14 protein-coding genes and 1 pseudogene are annotated in these 16,607 nt (G+C 40.1%); 9 read left to right on the top strand and 6 right to left on the bottom strand.

Features of this window, described 5'->3' with window-relative positions; genetic code table 11:
• The first annotated feature begins 2 nt into the window (after positions 1-2).
• From ACOWPH_RS05180 to ACOWPH_RS05150, 7 genes are all read left to right on the top strand, one after another.
• Positions 3-608 carry a DUF2254 domain-containing protein gene (locus tag ACOWPH_RS05180; protein ID WP_096713150.1) on the top strand — a complete coding sequence of 202 codons (606 nt, stop codon included), beginning with the start codon at positions 3-5 and terminating at the stop codon, positions 606-608.
• Between the two features lie 74 nt (positions 609-682).
• Positions 683-952: a hypothetical protein gene (locus ACOWPH_RS05175; RefSeq protein ID WP_015214357.1), complete on the top strand. Its 270-nt coding sequence runs from the start codon at positions 683-685 to the stop codon at positions 950-952.
• 147 nt (positions 953-1,099) lie between these two features.
• A complete protein-coding gene (locus ACOWPH_RS05170) occupies positions 1,100-3,334 on the top strand; it encodes a CHASE2 domain-containing serine/threonine-protein kinase (protein ID WP_042465959.1) in 2,235 nt (744 codons plus the stop codon).
• A gap of 295 nt (positions 3,335-3,629) precedes the next feature.
• A complete protein-coding gene (locus ACOWPH_RS05165) occupies positions 3,630-4,952 on the top strand; it encodes an ammonium transporter (protein ID WP_015214355.1) in 1,323 nt (440 codons plus the stop codon).
• Between the two features lie 216 nt (positions 4,953-5,168).
• Positions 5,169-6,038, top strand: coding sequence for an SGNH/GDSL hydrolase family protein (locus ACOWPH_RS05160; RefSeq protein WP_081593681.1), 870 nt, complete (start codon positions 5,169-5,171; stop codon positions 6,036-6,038).
• Between the two features lie 72 nt (positions 6,039-6,110).
• Positions 6,111-7,310, top strand: a complete 1,200-nt coding sequence (locus tag ACOWPH_RS05155; RefSeq protein WP_042465958.1) for a 4-hydroxy-3-methylbut-2-enyl diphosphate reductase — start codon at positions 6,111-6,113, stop codon at positions 7,308-7,310.
• A 765-nt stretch (positions 7,311-8,075) separates the two neighbouring features.
• Positions 8,076-9,179 carry an alkene reductase gene (locus ACOWPH_RS05150; RefSeq protein ID WP_322112160.1) on the top strand — a complete coding sequence of 368 codons (1,104 nt, stop codon included), beginning with the start codon at positions 8,076-8,078 and terminating at the stop codon, positions 9,177-9,179.
• Positions 9,180-9,231: 52 nt separating this feature from the next.
• Here the strand turns inward: ACOWPH_RS05150 and ACOWPH_RS05145 are convergent, their stop codons facing one another.
• Both ACOWPH_RS05145 and ACOWPH_RS05140 read right to left on the bottom strand, forming a co-directional pair.
• Positions 9,232-9,504: a hypothetical protein gene (locus ACOWPH_RS05145; RefSeq protein WP_042464871.1), complete on the bottom strand. Its 273-nt coding sequence runs from the start codon at positions 9,502-9,504 to the stop codon at positions 9,232-9,234.
• A gap of 85 nt (positions 9,505-9,589) precedes the next feature.
• Positions 9,590-9,733 (bottom strand): annotated as a pseudogene (locus tag ACOWPH_RS05140) (transposase); the annotation flags it as partial.
• Between the two features lie 141 nt (positions 9,734-9,874).
• On the opposite strand from ACOWPH_RS05140, the gene ACOWPH_RS05135 reads away from it, so the two are divergent.
• Positions 9,875-12,229, top strand: a complete 2,355-nt coding sequence (locus ACOWPH_RS05135; protein ID WP_015214349.1) for a hypothetical protein — start codon at positions 9,875-9,877, stop codon at positions 12,227-12,229.
• Positions 12,230-12,249: 20 nt separating this feature from the next.
• Here the strand turns inward: ACOWPH_RS05135 and ACOWPH_RS05130 are convergent, their stop codons facing one another.
• Positions 12,250-12,438: a hypothetical protein gene (locus ACOWPH_RS05130; protein ID WP_015214348.1), complete on the bottom strand. Its 189-nt coding sequence runs from the start codon at positions 12,436-12,438 to the stop codon at positions 12,250-12,252.
• A 319-nt stretch (positions 12,439-12,757) separates the two neighbouring features.
• Between ACOWPH_RS05130 and thrC the strand changes: the two genes are divergently transcribed.
• Positions 12,758-13,852 carry a threonine synthase gene (gene thrC, locus ACOWPH_RS05125; protein ID WP_015214347.1) on the top strand — a complete coding sequence of 365 codons (1,095 nt, stop codon included), beginning with the start codon at positions 12,758-12,760 and terminating at the stop codon, positions 13,850-13,852.
• Between the two features lie 402 nt (positions 13,853-14,254).
• Here the strand turns inward: thrC and ACOWPH_RS05120 are convergent, their stop codons facing one another.
• From ACOWPH_RS05120 to ACOWPH_RS05110, 3 genes are all read right to left on the bottom strand, one after another.
• Positions 14,255-14,839, bottom strand: coding sequence for a Uma2 family endonuclease (locus ACOWPH_RS05120; protein WP_015214346.1), 585 nt, complete (start codon positions 14,837-14,839; stop codon positions 14,255-14,257).
• Between the two features lie 103 nt (positions 14,840-14,942).
• A complete protein-coding gene (locus ACOWPH_RS05115; protein ID WP_015214345.1) occupies positions 14,943-15,428 on the bottom strand; it encodes a hypothetical protein in 486 nt (161 codons plus the stop codon).
• 385 nt (positions 15,429-15,813) lie between these two features.
• A complete protein-coding gene (locus ACOWPH_RS05110) occupies positions 15,814-16,272 on the bottom strand; it encodes a hypothetical protein (RefSeq protein WP_015214344.1) in 459 nt (152 codons plus the stop codon).
• Positions 16,273-16,607: the final 335 nt, after the last annotated feature.

Raw genomic sequence — 16,607 nt, 5'->3', positions numbered from 1 at the left:
ATATCTTAATCCATCTTAAATATCGACCAGGTAATTTTATTATCAAGGGTCATCAATTGGCAATGTTTTATCCTGGTGAGAAAGTAAATCATAAACTCATAAAAAAAATTAAACAGGTTTTTATTCTAGGGAAAAACCGGACTGAACAACAAGATATAGAATTTCCCATTTTGCAATTAGTTGAAATTGCTTTGCGTGCTATTTCTCCATCTGTGAACGATCCATTTACAGCCATTTATTCTATTGATAGACTTTGTGCGGGACTGTGCCAGTTAGTGCAGAGAGAAATTCCCTCAGCTTACCGCTACGATGAGGATCATAAATTGCGAGTCATTGCCAAACCTGTAACTTTTGAGGAGGTGATTAATGATGCTTTTGACCAAATTCGTCAAAATTCCCGTTCTGAAAAAGCGGTGACGATGCATTTACTAGAAGCGATCGCTATTATTGCCAATTTTACCCAAAATCCCCAATACCATGCAGTTCTGCGTCATCATGCTGATATGATTGAGCGTGGCAGCCTAGAAACCTTGCCAGAACTAAAAGATCGTCAAGACGTGCAGGAAGTTTACCATCAGGTGATACAGGATTTAAGCAAAAATTTGTGATTGTGGCGTACATCCAGTATCATGCAAGCTGTTTAACCTATAGATAGAGTTGCTTCCATACAGGGGAAAAAAAGATGAGGGTTTGGCTTGCCTGTTTTTTTGTATTATTTGCCTTAGCAGAATTTTTTGACTGGGTGAAAGAATTATCGCTACCCTTACCGATATATATTTTAGGAGGAGCATTTTTAGCGGTTGCTTCCAACTACGATAAGATTGTCGGTTCCTATTTCAGTAATGTTATGGCTGAATTATTACCTGAACCACCTAAATTAGATTCATCAACACCAATTTCTTTATCAATGCTAAATTCCATTGAAGAGGTTCAAAAAACCCAACAGGAATAAAAAGCAGTTACAGCACAATTCTAAAATCAAGAGTCAAACTGGCTTTGTGTTTGGCTGGAAATTTAGATTCTGTATTTCATGTATCTGCAATCTGCTGTATATTGCAAATATTATCATCTACCACATCCAGGCTACTGCCGCAATACAGTGATTAATGGAATTTTAGCAAGGTTTCGTGCAGTTTTCGTCACAGATCAGGTTTCACGTCCAGTTTTTACTTCCTATAATTGGCTATCAATTATTCTCCTGACTAGCGTGGGAGTGACGGTTTCAGTTTGGGGAATGCGGGGGCTGAAATGGTTACAAGCTGGGGAGTTAAGCATTTATGATCAGATGCTGCGAGATACTTCACAATCGCAAAAATCTCCTCTTCCAGAACCACTTGAGAGGCGAATTTTATTAGTTACAATTACGCAAGAAGATCTGACACGAGAAAAATGGCCTTTGTCAGATCAAACTATCAACAAATTATTAGAAAAGTTAGAATCTTATCAACCCCGTGTAATTGGATTAAATATTTACCGCAACGAACAAACAAATTTAGGCACTGATCTCCAAAAGCAAGATAACATTATTGGTACTTGTTTATTAAGTAATCTTGGTAGATCGGAAATACCACCACCACCTCACTTTCCTATTGAAAATATTGGCTTTGACGATGTAGTCACTGACAACTTTAACGACCAAGTTATTCGACGCAGTTTATTATTTACTGAATCTACAAATACAGATTATAAATGTCAAACGCAGTTTTCTTTTCCGGCTCTATTAGCGATTAAATACCTGGAAAAAGAAGGAATTACATATAATTTTAATAAAAATAAAGAACTGCAAATAGGTAAAACTTTATTTCCGCGTTTAGATCAAAATGCCGGCAGTTATCAGCATACAGATGCAGATGGCTATCAAATTTTATTGAATTATCGTCATCCAAATAATCTTGTTCAACAAGTTACTCTCACACAAGTTCTTGCAAATCAAATCAACCCTAATTGGGTAAAAGATCGTTTGGTAATTATTGGGACTACTGCTGCTAGTGTGCATCCTGGTTACTATACGCCTTATAGCGGTTTACCAGACCAACCCGCGAGAATGCCTCGTGTTTTTATTCATGCTCAAGTAGCTAGTCAAATTCTCAGTACAGTTTTAGATGGAAGACCTCTAATTTATTATTGGACTGATTGGGCTGAATTTTTGTGGATTTGGGTTTGTGCCTTGGTGGGTGCTGTTTTGGCATGGCAATGGCGACATCCTTTGTTGTTATTATTAGTAGCAAGTTTTATTCTTTTCAGTTTGTTGGGAATTGCTGCTGGTCTTTATCTGCAAGGAATATGGATACCATTATTTGCACCTTCCTTAGCGGTGGTTATAAGTAGTATTACTATGATGCTTTACACGAGTTACCGAACTCAGCAGGAAAATCAGGCGATTTTGTTGCAAGTAGAAAAACAACAAGAAGCGATCGCACAATTAAGCTTATTATTTGATCAAGATACAGCATTCCCATCCCAGTTTAATTACCTGACTATCTCGGATATATCCATACCTAGAAACGAAGCTGCACTTTTGGCTGGACGCTACAAAATCTCTAGATCTCTCGGTTCTGGTGGTTTCGGTCGCACTTATTTAGCAGCAGATACCCAACGACAGGGTAATCCTATTTGTGTGGTTAAGCAGTTAATGCCTGCCCGTCAGGATACCAGATTTTTACAGGTTGCCCGGAGATTATTTAATACTGAAGCTGAAATTTTAGCTGTTTTGGGTAAACATCCTCAGATTCCTGAATTATTTGCTTATTTTGAAGATAATCAAGAGTTTTATTTGGTGCAAGAATATATTTCCGGTCAAACTTTGAGTGAAGAATTAATACCCGAAAAAGGTGTTAAAAGTGAAGTTTTTGTGGTTGATATGCTCAAAGAAATTTTAGAAATTTTAGTATTTATACATCAATATCATGTCATTCATCGGGATATTAAACCAACAAATATTATGAGATGTGCTGAAAATAATAAACTGGTGTTGATAGATTTTGGTGCGGTTAAATTAATCCAACCCAGAATAAGTGGAGAAACGGAATTAGCCACAATAGCTATTGGGACAAGAGGCTATTCACCACCAGAACAATTTGCAGGTCATCCCCGCTTATCTAGTGATATTTACGCTTTGGGTATGATTGCTATTCAAGCTATCACTGGCATTTCACCGCAGGAATTACAACCAAATCCAGAGACTGGTAACATCATGTGGCAACACACAACTACCGTCAGCACTGAGTTAGCGGCAATTTTAGAGAAGATGGTTTGCTACCATTTTAGCGATCGCTATCAATCAGCTAGTGCTGTTCTTCAAGATTTAAAATCATTCGTAATTCGTAATTCGTAATTCGTAATTAAAAATTACTTCTTTGCCATGATTATGTAATTTATGAAAATAAATTATGCGAATTTTGCATAAATAAATAGTAAGTTATGCCATTAGCAGTTAGAATCAGGATTATTTTTTTGTTAAGGTTTTCCGCAAACTTAAAGTTGAGTAACTTTAAAGACAGAAATAGTATCAAGGACTACGGAAACTACTTAAATAACGTCAAGCAATTGGTGCATAGGAACAAAAACAAGTGCTGAAGAAATTTTTCATGATTGGGGTTTTTACCCTTTTGCTGTTGGGAGTTCCACCGATGGGTAATGCTTTGGCCCAAGCAGCAACTCCACCACCTGATACTGGAGATACGGCATTTATGCTGATTTCCTCAGCGTTGGTATTGTTGATGACACCAGGGTTAGCTTTTTTTTATGGTGGATTTGTGCGATCGCGCAATATCCTCAACACCTTAATGATGAGTTTCGTGTTGATGGCGATTGTGGGAGTCACCTGGATTCTGTGGGGTTATAGTCTATCTTTTGCCCCTGGTTTACCCTTCATCGGTGGCTTACAGTGGTTAGGGTTGAATGGTGTCGGTTTAGAAACAACCGATTATCTGGTAGGTTCAGCCCCTGAAGATGTTGTTTCCTATGCAGGGACAATTCCGCACCAAGCATTCATGATCTACCAAGCCATGTTTGCAATTATCACCCCAGCTTTAATTTCTGGTGCGATCGCCGAACGGATGAGTTTCCGCGCTTATTGCCTATTTGTGCTGCTGTGGTCAACCTTTATCTACACACCCTTAGCGCACATGGTTTGGGCAAAAGGTGGATTTTTGGGTTTATACGGTGGTATAGGCGCTCTTGACTTTGCTGGAGGTACAGTAGTACATATTAGTTCTGGGGTTTCTGCCCTGGTAGCAGCGATCGTCCTTGGTCCCCGGAAAAACCATCCAGATCGCCTCAGTCCTCCCCACAATGTACCCTTCATATTGCTAGGTGCAGGTTTACTCTGGTTCGGCTGGTTCGGTTTTAATGCTGGTAGCGCCTTATCTGCTGGCAGCGTTGCTACAGTAGCATTCGTAGCTACTAATACCTCAGCCGCCGCAGGTGCTTTAATGTGGCTAATTCTAGAAGCACGTTTACGGGGCAAACCTACTGCCGTCGGTGCGGCTACAGGTGCAGTAGCTGGTTTGGTAGGTATCACCCCAGCAGCAGGATTTGTCACTCCCTTAGCGGCGATTTTCATTGGTTTTATCACCGCAGTTGTTTGCTTCTATGCTGTGAGTTTCAAGCACAAGCTTAATGTTGATGATGCCTTAGATACCTATCCAGTACATGGTGTAGGAGGAACATTAGGGGCAATTTTAACCGCCATATTTGCCACTACAGAAGTCAACTCAGGTGGGAAAGATGGGGTATTGCGTGGTAATTTCGGGGAATTATTCATAGAACTAGCCGCGATCGCAATAGCTTATATCATTGCCGCTGCTGGTACATGGCTGATCCTCAAATTTATTGATGCCACAATCGGACTACGGGTGAAAGAGGAAACCGAAAACCAAGGTTTGGATATCAACGAACACGGAGAAGAAGGTTATAACTCCGAATTTGGCGATCGCATTAACGTTTCCTAAAAGCATCTGATTCTTTCCACTTCCCTACTCTTAACTCGATACTCAGTACTCGGTACTCGTTACTACAACCCAAGCAACAGCGGAACAGCTTTCACTCCCGCTGTTTTTTTTATATTGCTAAAATTTGTGGGACTGATGTACATTTAATTTACTCGCCATGAGATTAACTATAAAATTCATTTAAATTTTTAATGTAGGACTTTTAATTTTTTAGTTGTGTCCACTCCAACCAAAACATTTCCAATCTGGGGATTTTTCTTGCTTGTCACCAACGGTATCCTGATGTTAGCCGTCATCCTGCTGATTTGGCGACAGCAGAAACTGACTACCGCATTTGCCACCACAACTCCCCCAGAACAAGTTAACCTCGTCCCACAAACCCAATCTTTAGCACCAGATTTAGGCCCTCGCCATAAACTTAGTTACCGACAATGGGTAGACGTCCTCAAACAAGAAGCCGAAGCATCAGCAGAACAACAACCCCAGAAATTAACTGTCCTCGTCGGAGATTCTCTGAGTTTGTGGTTTCCACCTGATTTATTACCCGAAGACAGAAATTGGCTGAATCAGGGAATATCTGGGGAAACTAGCGATGGATTATTGAAAAGATTAGATTTATTTGACCGTACCCAGCCAGAAATAATTTTTGTGATGATTGGGATTAATGATCTCATTCGTGGGGTCAGTGATGAAGAAATTTTAGCCAATCAACGCCAAATTATCCGTTATTTACGTAGAAAGCACCCCCAAGCAAAAATTGTAGCGCAATCAATTTTACCTCACGGGGGAGAGGAAGCAACTTGGGAAGGACGGGAGAAACTGCTGGCTATTCCCAATAGTCGCATTCGCAATTTGAATGATGAACTACAAGGGATAGCCACTCAACAAGGTATCAGATACCTCAACTTACATCCCCTGTTTACCGACAAACAAGGTAATCTCCGCCGAGAATTTACTACCGATGGTTTACATCTCAATCCTCAAGGCTACATAATTTGGCGGACTGCATTGCAGATTTATAGCAACAGAGAATTAGCAGCCCAGTTTCAGGAAAGGCAAAACAAACCAAGTCTAGATCGGATTTAATTAAAGTTAGCCATCGAAATCGTGTCTTCACACGAGAAAATGATCAATAGTGATTTTAGCCGCAAAACCAAAATGGATACGAAAGCATTTAAACGCAGCCTCCAACATTCAGAAAACTACAACCGTAAAGGGTTTGGACATAAAGCAGAAGTCGCTACCCAGTTGCAGTCTGAGTATCAGAGTAACTTAATTCAACAAATACGCGATCGCAATTACACCCTCCAAAGAGGCAATGTTACCATCCGACTAGCACAAGCGTTTGGTTTTTGCTGGGGTGTAGAACGTGCAGTAGCCATGGCCTACGAAACCCGTCAGCACTTCCCCACAGAACGCATCTGGATTACCAACGAAATTATTCACAATCCCTCTGTGAATCAACGAATGCAAGACATGGAAGTCAAATTTATTCCTGTAGAAGCGAATAAAAAAGACTTCTCTATTGTTGATACCGGAGATGTAGTCATCCTACCTGCCTTTGGTGCCAGCATCCAAGAAATGCAGATTTTAAATGATAAAGGCTGCCAAATTGTTGATACAACTTGTCCTTGGGTTTCTAAAGTCTGGAACACAGTTGAAAAACACAAAAAAGGCGAATACACCTCCATAATTCACGGTAAATATAAACACGAAGAAACCGTCGCCACCAGTTCCTTTGCAGGTAAATATTTGATTGTCTTAAATTTACAAGAAGCAGAATATGTAACAGACTACATCCTCAATGGTGGCAACCGTGAAGAATTTTTAGCGAAGTTTGCTAAAGCTTGTTCCGCTGGATTTGACCCTGACAAAGATTTAGAACGAGTAGGTATCGCTAACCAAACAACCATGCTCAAAGATGACACCGAGAAAATTGGTAAAATGTTTGAGCGAACTATGATGCAAAAATATAGTCCCACAGAATTAAATCAGCATTTCCAAAACTTCAATACCATCTGTGATGCTACTCAAGAACGTCAAGATGCTATGTTAGAATTAGTAGAACAAAATCTAGATTTAATGGTAGTAATAGGTGGTTTTAATTCATCAAATACTACCCAACTACAACAAATAGCATTTGACCGTACTATTCCTTCTTATCACATAGATTGTGTTGAGCGTATTCAATCTACTAATGCCATTGAACACAGGCAACTAACAGGAGATTTGGTAATTACCGAAAACTGGTTACCAGCAGGAGAAATTGTTGTAGGCATCACCTCCGGTGCTTCTACCCCCGATAAAGTAGTAGAAGATATCATTGAGAAAATTTTTGCATTAAAAGCAACTGCATAATTGTTCGCTCAACTTGATGCAGATTAGGCTTTTCTGTGCGTGTGCTAAGACGAGGGTTAAATAGATATTTGGCATTTTGGCACTCGTTTACAATAGCGGCTTGATATATTGCAGGGATTACCAAGATGTTTTTACTAATTATACCGCAGACGGGTTGAACCCCGTCTTTTTTGTTATTTACCATTTGGCATTTTGGCAGAAAATGAAAAAATATCTATGTTAGATTATTATCAATGGCAGGAATTAATAATGATGAAAATAAATAGCATGGGCTGAATTCCCATTCTTATTGTTTTTTTCATTTGCAATCCTGAAAACCTATTGAATTTTATTTGTACTATTTTTTTTCATATTCCAAGGTGTATTGCCACTTTCAAGCTATTAGTGTGGACGGAATAACCCCCCGTCCTTTATTTTTGGTATGGTGTTTAAATAATCATTTAATTAACAACTAGTACAATAGCGCAATCGCCGATTTGTCAACCGATGATTTATCTCCCCCACTTCTGTTATTAAAAATAATATCCTCTCTTATCAGTTTTTAGCCTATTTGCATACATCCTCTAGGAAGATGCCTTAACAAAACATGACAGGCTAAATTGATTTGGGATGTTGTTATGCACTGGATTTATAGCAAGGTTTGGCTAATCACCAAACCTTTTTTATATTTATATTTATATTTAAATATTTATTTTATATTTATATCTTAATTCATATAGCGTAGTTTACCACCGCAGGCATCACACTAGTTCTAAAAGAGGAAAAATGCCAATGCTAGAAAAACCAGGACTGTTCACGCCAGTTAGACTAGGTTCGCTTGACCTTCCCAACCGCATCATCATGTCTCCAATGACACGTCTGAGGGCTACCACTGACTGTGTACCAACCCCCCTAATGGTCGAATACTACACCCAGCGAGCTTCGGCGGGACTCATCATTAGTGAAGGAACACATCCTTCTCCGATGGGACGGGGTTACACAACCTGTCCTGGGCTGCACAACGAGGAGCAGGTTAGAGGCTGGCGGAAAGTAACAGATGCAGTTCATGCTGCTGGAGGTCGGATATTTGTGCAACTGATGCACGCAGGACGGGTGTCGCACTCCTCCCTATTACCTAATCATGCCCGACCGATCGCACCTTCGGCTGTCCCAGTGGTGTCCGAAGAAGTTCACGTTTGGGACAGCAAAGTCCCTTTCGAGACACCCCGTCCGTTAGAGTTGGACGAAATACCTGAAATAGTAGAGGAGTACCGCTCCTCAGCGGAACTCTCTATAGAAGCAGGTTTCGATGGTGTAGAACTTCATGCAGCAACTGGATACCTACCCAACCAGTTCCAAGTCAGCAGTTCCAATCAACGCACGGATGCCTATGGTGGCACATTGGAGAATCGAACCCGCTTCACGCTCGAAGTAGTCAATGCTCTCTGTAGCGTCCGGGGCGCGGGGCGGATAGGGGTCAAGATCGCCCCCGGCTTCACAGTCAACGACACATTCGATGACGATCCTGCCGCAACTTATACTTATGTCGCCAAAGCACTCAATCCACTGGGTTTGGCATACTTGCACGTCGGGTATGACCGAGGTTACGCCAGAGGGACTGCACCGAACTTCAACCCCATTGATCTCCTACGTCCCGTTTACCAAGGAACACTGCTGGCAGTGGGTGGGTTTGATCGACAACGAGGTGATGAAGCAATTACAAGCGGGCGGGCTGATGCCATAGTTTTCGGGCGACTGTTCATCTCTAATCCTGACTTAGTGGCTCGGCTACGGCTCAATGCCTCCCTGAGCGAAGCTGATGTGAGGGCGTTCTATGGTGGTAGTGAACATGGCTACACAGACTATCAAACCCTGTCGCCACTCAATTGAGCATTCATACAGATAGCTTTCATCTGTATGGATGCTACTCAAACGCCTTAAACTACATGATTTTTGATGCGATAATACCCATAAATACCGCAAGACCTAGCGATCTGCGAAAATAATTAACGCCTTGAAATAATTCCATCCATGCCCAAGTAAACAATGAGCCATTTGCCAGTACGCCTAACACTGTATTGATTTTGCCATTTGTAAAAATTAGAGCTAGTAAACTAGCTACTGCCCAAACAATAAGCGGTAGGTTTGGCATCTGAGCTAAAACAATTTTGCCATTGCTGTCACGGAAGGTTTTATCTAAAAATGTATTTTCCATCATTTATAATTGCAATTCTTTAATATATTGAAACATTCAAGTAAATCTCTTTCCAAGCACCTAATTGCTGAGATTAGAGATTTTAAGGTATATATAATGCCGAATCGTGGCGTAACTTGGAAATTATATGCAACTTTACCTGCCGAGCCATTTGTAAAGCATTATTGTTTCCCAAATAACCATCCAAAACTAAGTAATCGAGGGGAATAAAGTTAGATAGTAACTTGAAATTGCTTCCTGACCGTCGTTATGACGAAAATACGTTAATCTAGCGTAAGTCCTCATAAATTATGGGCAATTACCCAAAGCACGAGTATTAAAGTAAAAATACTCAGCCTGAAAAGACTCTCCGCATTGACTGAAAACTAAAATGGCACACAACAGGCGTAAGCTGAAGCCAAAGGCTGCTCAAACTAATCAGCACCGTGCAGATGATACATTGGAAAAGATGAATCAAACATCTCATAAACAGCCTCGATGGCGCAGTTGGCTAATGTCAACTTTAGCGCTGACTATCTTGTTAAGCAGTACTGGTATGATTGTGGGTGTTGGCTGGATTAGCATTCTCTACATACTGAATCCAGAACAGATTAGCTGGCTAAATGAAGTTTTACCAAAATGGGCGCAAATCCCTTTGGGTAAGAAAGATGTCTCCTACACACTTCCAGAAATTCAACTCACCTTAAGTAAACAAAAGCGTATAGCTGGGGAAAGTCTATCTTTAGATAATCAGCAAAAAAAGTTATTTCTACTACCAGTCTTTCAAAAACGGAACAATTGTCAGTCTGATTGTCAAGAAATTGTGGAACTGAGGGTTTATGCGCTATCGAAAGACTTGGAGTTTCAATTTCAACAACAAAAATACTACCATCTAGTCACGCAACTTTCTGTGACTGGGCTGACGAAGACTTTTGTGGAGTCTGCGTTGGGTGAAAATGTTTCAGAGTCAGAAACTCAGGAGGGAAGTATTAACTTGCCTTTAACTGAGATCAAAGCTTTAGAAAATTCGACATCACCAGGTTTCTGGTTTTATTTGCGGGGCGATATCACACAAGACAATGATAATAAAACTGCTTATGGTCGAATTGTTCACTACAATCCACAAAATCGTAGTTTACAGCAAATCATATCGTGGAAAAACCCTAATGGAAAACTACCTAAATGGCAGGAAGTGACTGGTGGTGGTGCTAAAGAGTTAGTGATAGATCAGACAGTAGGTTTAGAACCGCATTTGCAAGTTTATCAAGTTAAACCTAGCAAATTAGTGAGTAATTCCTTGTTACTGGAAGCAATTAACCTCAAAAAACCAGAAAGTGAAGATTTTGGTTATAAAAACTCTCTGTTACTAGCCCGCAATGGACTGTGGACTCCTGCTGATGCTTGGTTGACATCTTTGGTAAAAGAGCGCAAAAAGCTTTATCCAGAAGCTGCACAGGCGCAGATAGATTTCATTCGCCTGCATTCTCAATTTACCAAAATTCAAGCTGATCAAAGTTGGGCTAGCCCTAGTCAACAAGTGTTGACATATTTACTTGATGGTCGCTGGGAGCAAGCTTTACAGATATTGATAGAATCGCCTGAAAAAGGTAGAGAAATTTATACCCTACTTAAAACAGATAAGGGTAAGTTATGGCATCGGACAACGGTGGCGTTGCGGCTCAATCCTACTAGACGTGCTGTGTTAGCTTGGGCATATCTGATCTTCGCTGTGCAAAGGGGAGAAGATCGTGCTGATTCGTGGATAGAAGGACAAGCAAATATTTCTCAGGAAACTCTACCCTATCTTCAAGGTCTGTTCGCTAAACTCGACGAGCAGGTAAATAATCCTCATGTTAGTCAGATTATTGGTGGGGTAAAAAAAATCACCCAGGTTAATAATGCTGATTGGCGATCAATAGATCCTCAAGCCGATTTTAAAATTACGGATAACCAAGTATGGTATCAGGTGGAAGTGAGCGCATTTCATAATGGTACAAGTTGGTTAAGTTACCCGTTTTCTGATTTGCGATTACCAAAAACTCAGACTAGCCAATTTTGGACGAGAGTTTTAGGAATGAGGACTGATAATTCTATTCAGATAGTTGTTTGGGGGAGCAATGGAGAACAACAAATCAACACGGCTACTATTAAAGCCGTACAAATGCGGGGCGGGGTGTTGCGACTTTTAGCGGTTGGTGATTCTATTACCCAAAATGAAAATAGTTCTATTCAACCCAAACCTCTAGCTTTGACTTCGGCAGCATTAGAATGGGTGCAACCTGCGCCGATCGCTATTCAAGAACTGAATCGACAGAATCCTCAAGGTGTTCAAGCCATTTTACCGAATGTATGGCGTACTTTACAGCAGTCTGGGGATATTCCTTCTGGTCAGGTTCCTAGCTTGGAGAAGATGAAAGCACAAATGGGTAGTTGGCCTGTGCAGATGGTTGATGTCACTAATGACGGTAATCTTGATGTGGTGTTGACTATTTCTGGTTCTGCGATCGCTTCTTTGACTCAGCCAAAAAATGAAAACTTGGGGAATGAGGATGATAAAATTCGTCCCCGGACTCTGATTTTTAGAGCTAATGGCAAGATCATATATAACGATTTTATCTTCAAGTCAGAACAAAATCTGACTGCAATCGCTAAACTGTCTAGTGATCAATCTCTAGCTTTATTGGTGGAAAGTGCTAATACATATAACTTAAAGCGCTGGTCAGAAACTAATCAGCGCTTTGAGTAGTAAGCAAATTTTGGGGTTTATTATTCGTGGCTGGAAGATTCTGTCTTTTGGCTCTTCAGGTTCTGTAACTGTTCGAGCAGGGAATCTACTTCGGCTTGCAAATCCATAAATTTCTCTTGCTGATCGTCTCTATAGTAAGCTTTGGTAAGCTTTTTGACTAGTTCGCTATGGGATTCGCAACTGGCAACACTGGATGACAAAGTGGACATAGTTATACTCATTTGCAAACTTAACTCACACCATTGGATATATTATAATAATGTCATCTTAATCTTTCTTAAAACATTGTATACTTTCCATCACATAGTCTGATAGGTTTACCCTTTAGTCATAAGAGACTACGATGATAGCGATTTTAGCAGGAGTCAGAAGTGAAAGCTTTGTAGTGCTGGTATTGTGATTTAAACCTGTACTTCATTTACCTGCAATATGCTGTAACATCGCTCTTAGCGTGGTAAAGTTGTTGACACCATAAACAGAATCCCAATTTTCCGATCCCAAATCCTTAGTTAAGAAGTTTAGAATCCTGTGACTTTGAGCTTGTCTGTTGCTAAATCTCATTGCCAACCTTGGCCCGGACTGATAGAAGCCTATCGTGAATATTTGCCTGTCAGTGAAAGCACGCCAGTTGTTACTCTATTGGAAGGTAACACACCTTTAATCCCAGTGCCAGCGATCGCAGAACGCATTGGAAAACAGGTCAAGGTATTTGTTAAATATGATGGTCTTAACCCCACCGGCAGCTTCAAAGACCGGGGGATGACAATGGCAATTTCTAAAGCCAAGGAAGCAGGGGCTAAGGCGGTAATTTGTGCTAGTACAGGTAACACCTCCGCTGCGGCGGCTGCTTATGCCCGACGTGGGGGAATGAAACCCTTTGTGTTGATTCCTGATGGTTATGTGGCTTTAGGTAAGTTAGCCCAAGCCTTACTTTATGGCGCAGAGGTATTAGCTATTAAAGGGAATTTTGACCGAGCGCTAGAAATTGTCCGGGAAATGGCAGATAGTTATCCCATCACTTTGGTGAATTCTGTCAACCCCTACCGTTTGGAAGGTCAGAAAACAGGAGCTTTTGAAGTTGTCGATGCCTTGGGTAATGCTCCCGATTGGTTATGTATTCCGGTGGGGAATGCGGGAAATATCACGGCATATTGGATGGGTTTTTGTCAATATCATCAAGATGGGAAGTGCGATCGCTTACCGAAAATGATGGGTTTCCAAGCTGCTGGTGCTGCACCTTTGGTAAATGGTAAACCTGTAGCGAATCCTGAAACCCTAGCCACAGCAATTAGAATTGGTAATCCTGCTAGTTGGGATAAAGCGATCGCTGCTCAATCTGCCAGTCAAGGTAGCTTCAACGCCGTCACAGATGAGGAAATCCTCGACGCTTATCGACTTTTAGCATCATCTGAAGGGATTTTCTGTGAACCTGCTAGTGCGGCTTCTGTCGCCGGGTTGTTAAAGGTAAAAGACCAAGTTCCCACAGGTGCAACAGTGGTTTGTGTCCTCACTGGTAATGGCTTGAAAGACCCAGATACAGCAATTAAACACAGTCATGCTCAATTTAAACAGGGTATTCCCGCAGACATTAAAGCTGTTGCTGAGGCAATGGGATTTGAATAAAATTTAGGGTTTTAATGGCTGGGATAAGCGATCGCTGACTCTATTTTAAGAAATCAAGGGCGATCGCTCAATTCAAATCCTGTGCGAACATATTGTATTTGATTAGGATTGATACCCATTGGCTTTAATGCCAAAAACTAAATTATTACGCGATCACTAAACCATAATATTCTTCTCGTTCCCATACTCTGTATGGGAATGAATTGTAGAAGGCTCTGCCTTCTATTAAAGCAGAGGCAGAGCCTCTGTAATGGCATTCCCAGTCAGAGACTGGGAACGAGATAACGAGATAAACGATATAAAAACTCTGTATACCTTGATTCATTCTTCTCTGTTCCCTGTTCCCTACCTCTACGAGTAAATTCAGAAACCAAACCTAATTCCTATATTTTTAATTGCTATCTATTGAACGAGAATATCACTTACCTTAATCTCAATTTCTGGAAATACTTCACTTTTAATCAAATCATCACCTGTATAGATAAATTCTTCATAAAAACCTTCTACTAAAGATAAAACCGTAATTTTGTTCTGCAAAGGATCGACAATCCAATATTCAGCAATTCCCCTGGCTGCATACTCAGAACGCTTGAAACGATAGTCTCTGACTTCATTTTCAGTACCAGGTGATACCACCTCTATGGCTATTAATGGTGGTGGCATCTCATGGGTAATTGTTCCTCTTTCCGTAGTTTCTAAAGCAGAGCGACATTCTTCACCTAAGATTAATAAATCAGGTATTCTTACCTTAGCTCTACGTCCACTTACCTCAATCATAATTTCTTTATATCGTAATAAATGAAGAGGAATTATTTTACCTAATTCCAACAATAATCTCATTGATATATCAGAGTTAAAAATTGATTCTGGTGGCATTAAAACTAATTCTCCATCCACTAATTCATAGCGATTTCCAGTGCCATCATCATAGGCATAGTAATCTTCAAAGGAAAAATAATTGACTGGTGCTTGAGGAGTTTGAACCATAAATATAATTCCATTCGCTTAGTACATATTACTACAAAATTTGAGACATTTATATTAATAAATGTTTGCTGAGTTTCATCTCTTTGACTACGTAAATCGCCTATTAATTTTTGATTTGTTGAAAAATTTTATAATCTTTGCACACAACCTCTAAACTAATATCGCCTTGTAAATGAAAATAAATAAGTGATTGTAAATTGGTGTTAACTGGTTCATTTTGATCGATAAATGGATTGGATTTTAAGGACTTACGAAAAATATTTCTAACAATCTCTTTAAACGGTTTTTTCTTCCGTGAATTGTGAGTAAGTCCTAATTTAGATAAAAATCCATGAATATCGTCTTCAATTTTTTTGAGTTCAACTTCTCCTACCCAAAAACAAATATCTTCATCATCTGGATTTAGAGACTGGGAAAAAACAAAGTGAATAATTTGGTAAAGTTCAATAGCGACATCATCAGCCTCAGGACCAAAGGTAAAGTCTAGACGTAATCCCAGGTTGTGAGGATTTAAAGAAATACCAACTAAATCAGCACTTTTTAAATCTTCGAGAAAAGTAGTGAGGTTTGGTGTAATTGTTGTTGTCATAAATTTAGAATTTCTCCAGTGTTATGGGTATTAGCTCCAGAAACAAATTCTATTTGATTCCCATATTGATTGTAGCGACGACGGTAAGGTCTGCCATCCACTGCTTTAATTTTAGGACCTGTGCGGACAATTTCTCCATTGGGTCTAATATGAATTTGGCTACCATCTGGATGCTGAAATGTTTCATATCCTCCTTGGGTTTGCGTTTTAAATTCAAATCTTCGGTTGACAAGAATTATTAAGGCTTCTGAGCGAGTTTTTCCTGTTAAGTTAGGTAGTTCGCTGTATTCATTTATTAGAGATTGTTCATTATTTGCATTTCGCTCTCTATTTTGTAGAGTGAGTCAGCAAAAGCTAAACGACTGTTGCTGTAACTAATAACCGTTCACTGATTTACTACCCCTGCTCCTCTCAGCTTTGTCAAACTGTCAATAGCATCACCCAAGGCTGTGGTGAGGCTGTTGCGTGTTTGAGCGTGGTTGTCTTGCTCAATTTTCAAAGCTTGAATTAAGCGATCGCGCTCTTTAGTAATAGCGATGAATTTGGCTTGTAATTCCTCTACAGATTTTGGTTCTGCCAATTCTGACTCAATCGTCGTTGTCGCACTTTCAGCCATGGTATCGGCGTTTATACCTTGCAATTTCTGAAGTTCAGCTTTGACAGATGTTATGGCTTGTTGGTGCATTTTGGCATCTGCACGACGCTGTTCTGACTCAGTATTATATAGTTGTCGCCATTTTTGTGAACTCTCCCAAGCTTCATCACGTTTTTGTTGAAGTTCAGCCATTTGCTGTTTCAGGGCTTGAATTTCCGCTAACCATTTTTGTGTTAAATCTTGAGTCATAGAAGGTTTTTGTAGTAATTGTATTTAATCTTTTTAATACAACCAATAGTAAGAATTTAGGAGTCAGGAGTCAGGAGTCAGGAGTCAGGAGTCAGGAGTTTGGAGTCAGGAGTTCGGAGTCAGGAGTCAGAAGAATATTTTTCTCTTCTGTTCCCTGTTCCTTGTTAAGAGTTCCGTGCTATATCAAATATTCTGTATCCTGAATCCTTACAACCAATAGATTAGTAGACTAGAGAAAAAATTGCTACTGCTATTACAGCACATTGTAGGTAAATGAGATCCAAAGTTGAAATCAAAATATCGCATACGCCATGCTGAACTATCATGCATCAAGC

The organism is Anabaena sp. PCC 7938 (genome assembly GCF_049315035.1).
Taxonomy (GTDB): Bacteria; Cyanobacteriota; Cyanobacteriia; order Cyanobacteriales; family Nostocaceae; genus Anabaena; species Anabaena cylindrica.
The sequence above is the reverse complement of the archived record's forward strand: the minus strand, read 5'-3'. Positions and strand labels throughout refer to the sequence as shown.

Bases quoted from the DNA above. Each gene is read 5' to 3' on its own strand.
- ACOWPH_RS05110 (WP_015214344.1), bottom strand. From the start codon at position 16,272: ATGACTCAAGATTTAACACAAAAATGGTTAGCGGAAATTCAAGCCCTG.
- ACOWPH_RS05175 (WP_015214357.1), top strand. From the start codon at position 683: ATGAGGGTTTGGCTTGCCTGTTTTTTTGTATTATTTGCCTTAGCAGAA.
- ACOWPH_RS05130 (WP_015214348.1), bottom strand. From the start codon at position 12,438: ATGTCCACTTTGTCATCCAGTGTTGCCAGTTGCGAATCCCATAGCGAA.
- ACOWPH_RS05115 (WP_015214345.1), bottom strand. From the start codon at position 15,428: ATGACAACAACAATTACACCAAACCTCACTACTTTTCTCGAAGATTTA.
- ACOWPH_RS05150 (WP_322112160.1), top strand. From the start codon at position 8,076: ATGCCAATGCTAGAAAAACCAGGACTGTTCACGCCAGTTAGACTAGGT.
- ACOWPH_RS05120 (WP_015214346.1), bottom strand. From the start codon at position 14,839: ATGGTTCAAACTCCTCAAGCACCAGTCAATTATTTTTCCTTTGAAGAT.
- ACOWPH_RS05155 (WP_042465958.1), top strand. From the start codon at position 6,111: ATGGATACGAAAGCATTTAAACGCAGCCTCCAACATTCAGAAAACTAC.
- ACOWPH_RS05135 (WP_015214349.1), top strand. From the start codon at position 9,875: ATGGCACACAACAGGCGTAAGCTGAAGCCAAAGGCTGCTCAAACTAAT.
- ACOWPH_RS05145 (WP_042464871.1), bottom strand. From the start codon at position 9,504: ATGGAAAATACATTTTTAGATAAAACCTTCCGTGACAGCAATGGCAAA.
- ACOWPH_RS05165 (WP_015214355.1), top strand. From the start codon at position 3,630: ATGGGTAATGCTTTGGCCCAAGCAGCAACTCCACCACCTGATACTGGA.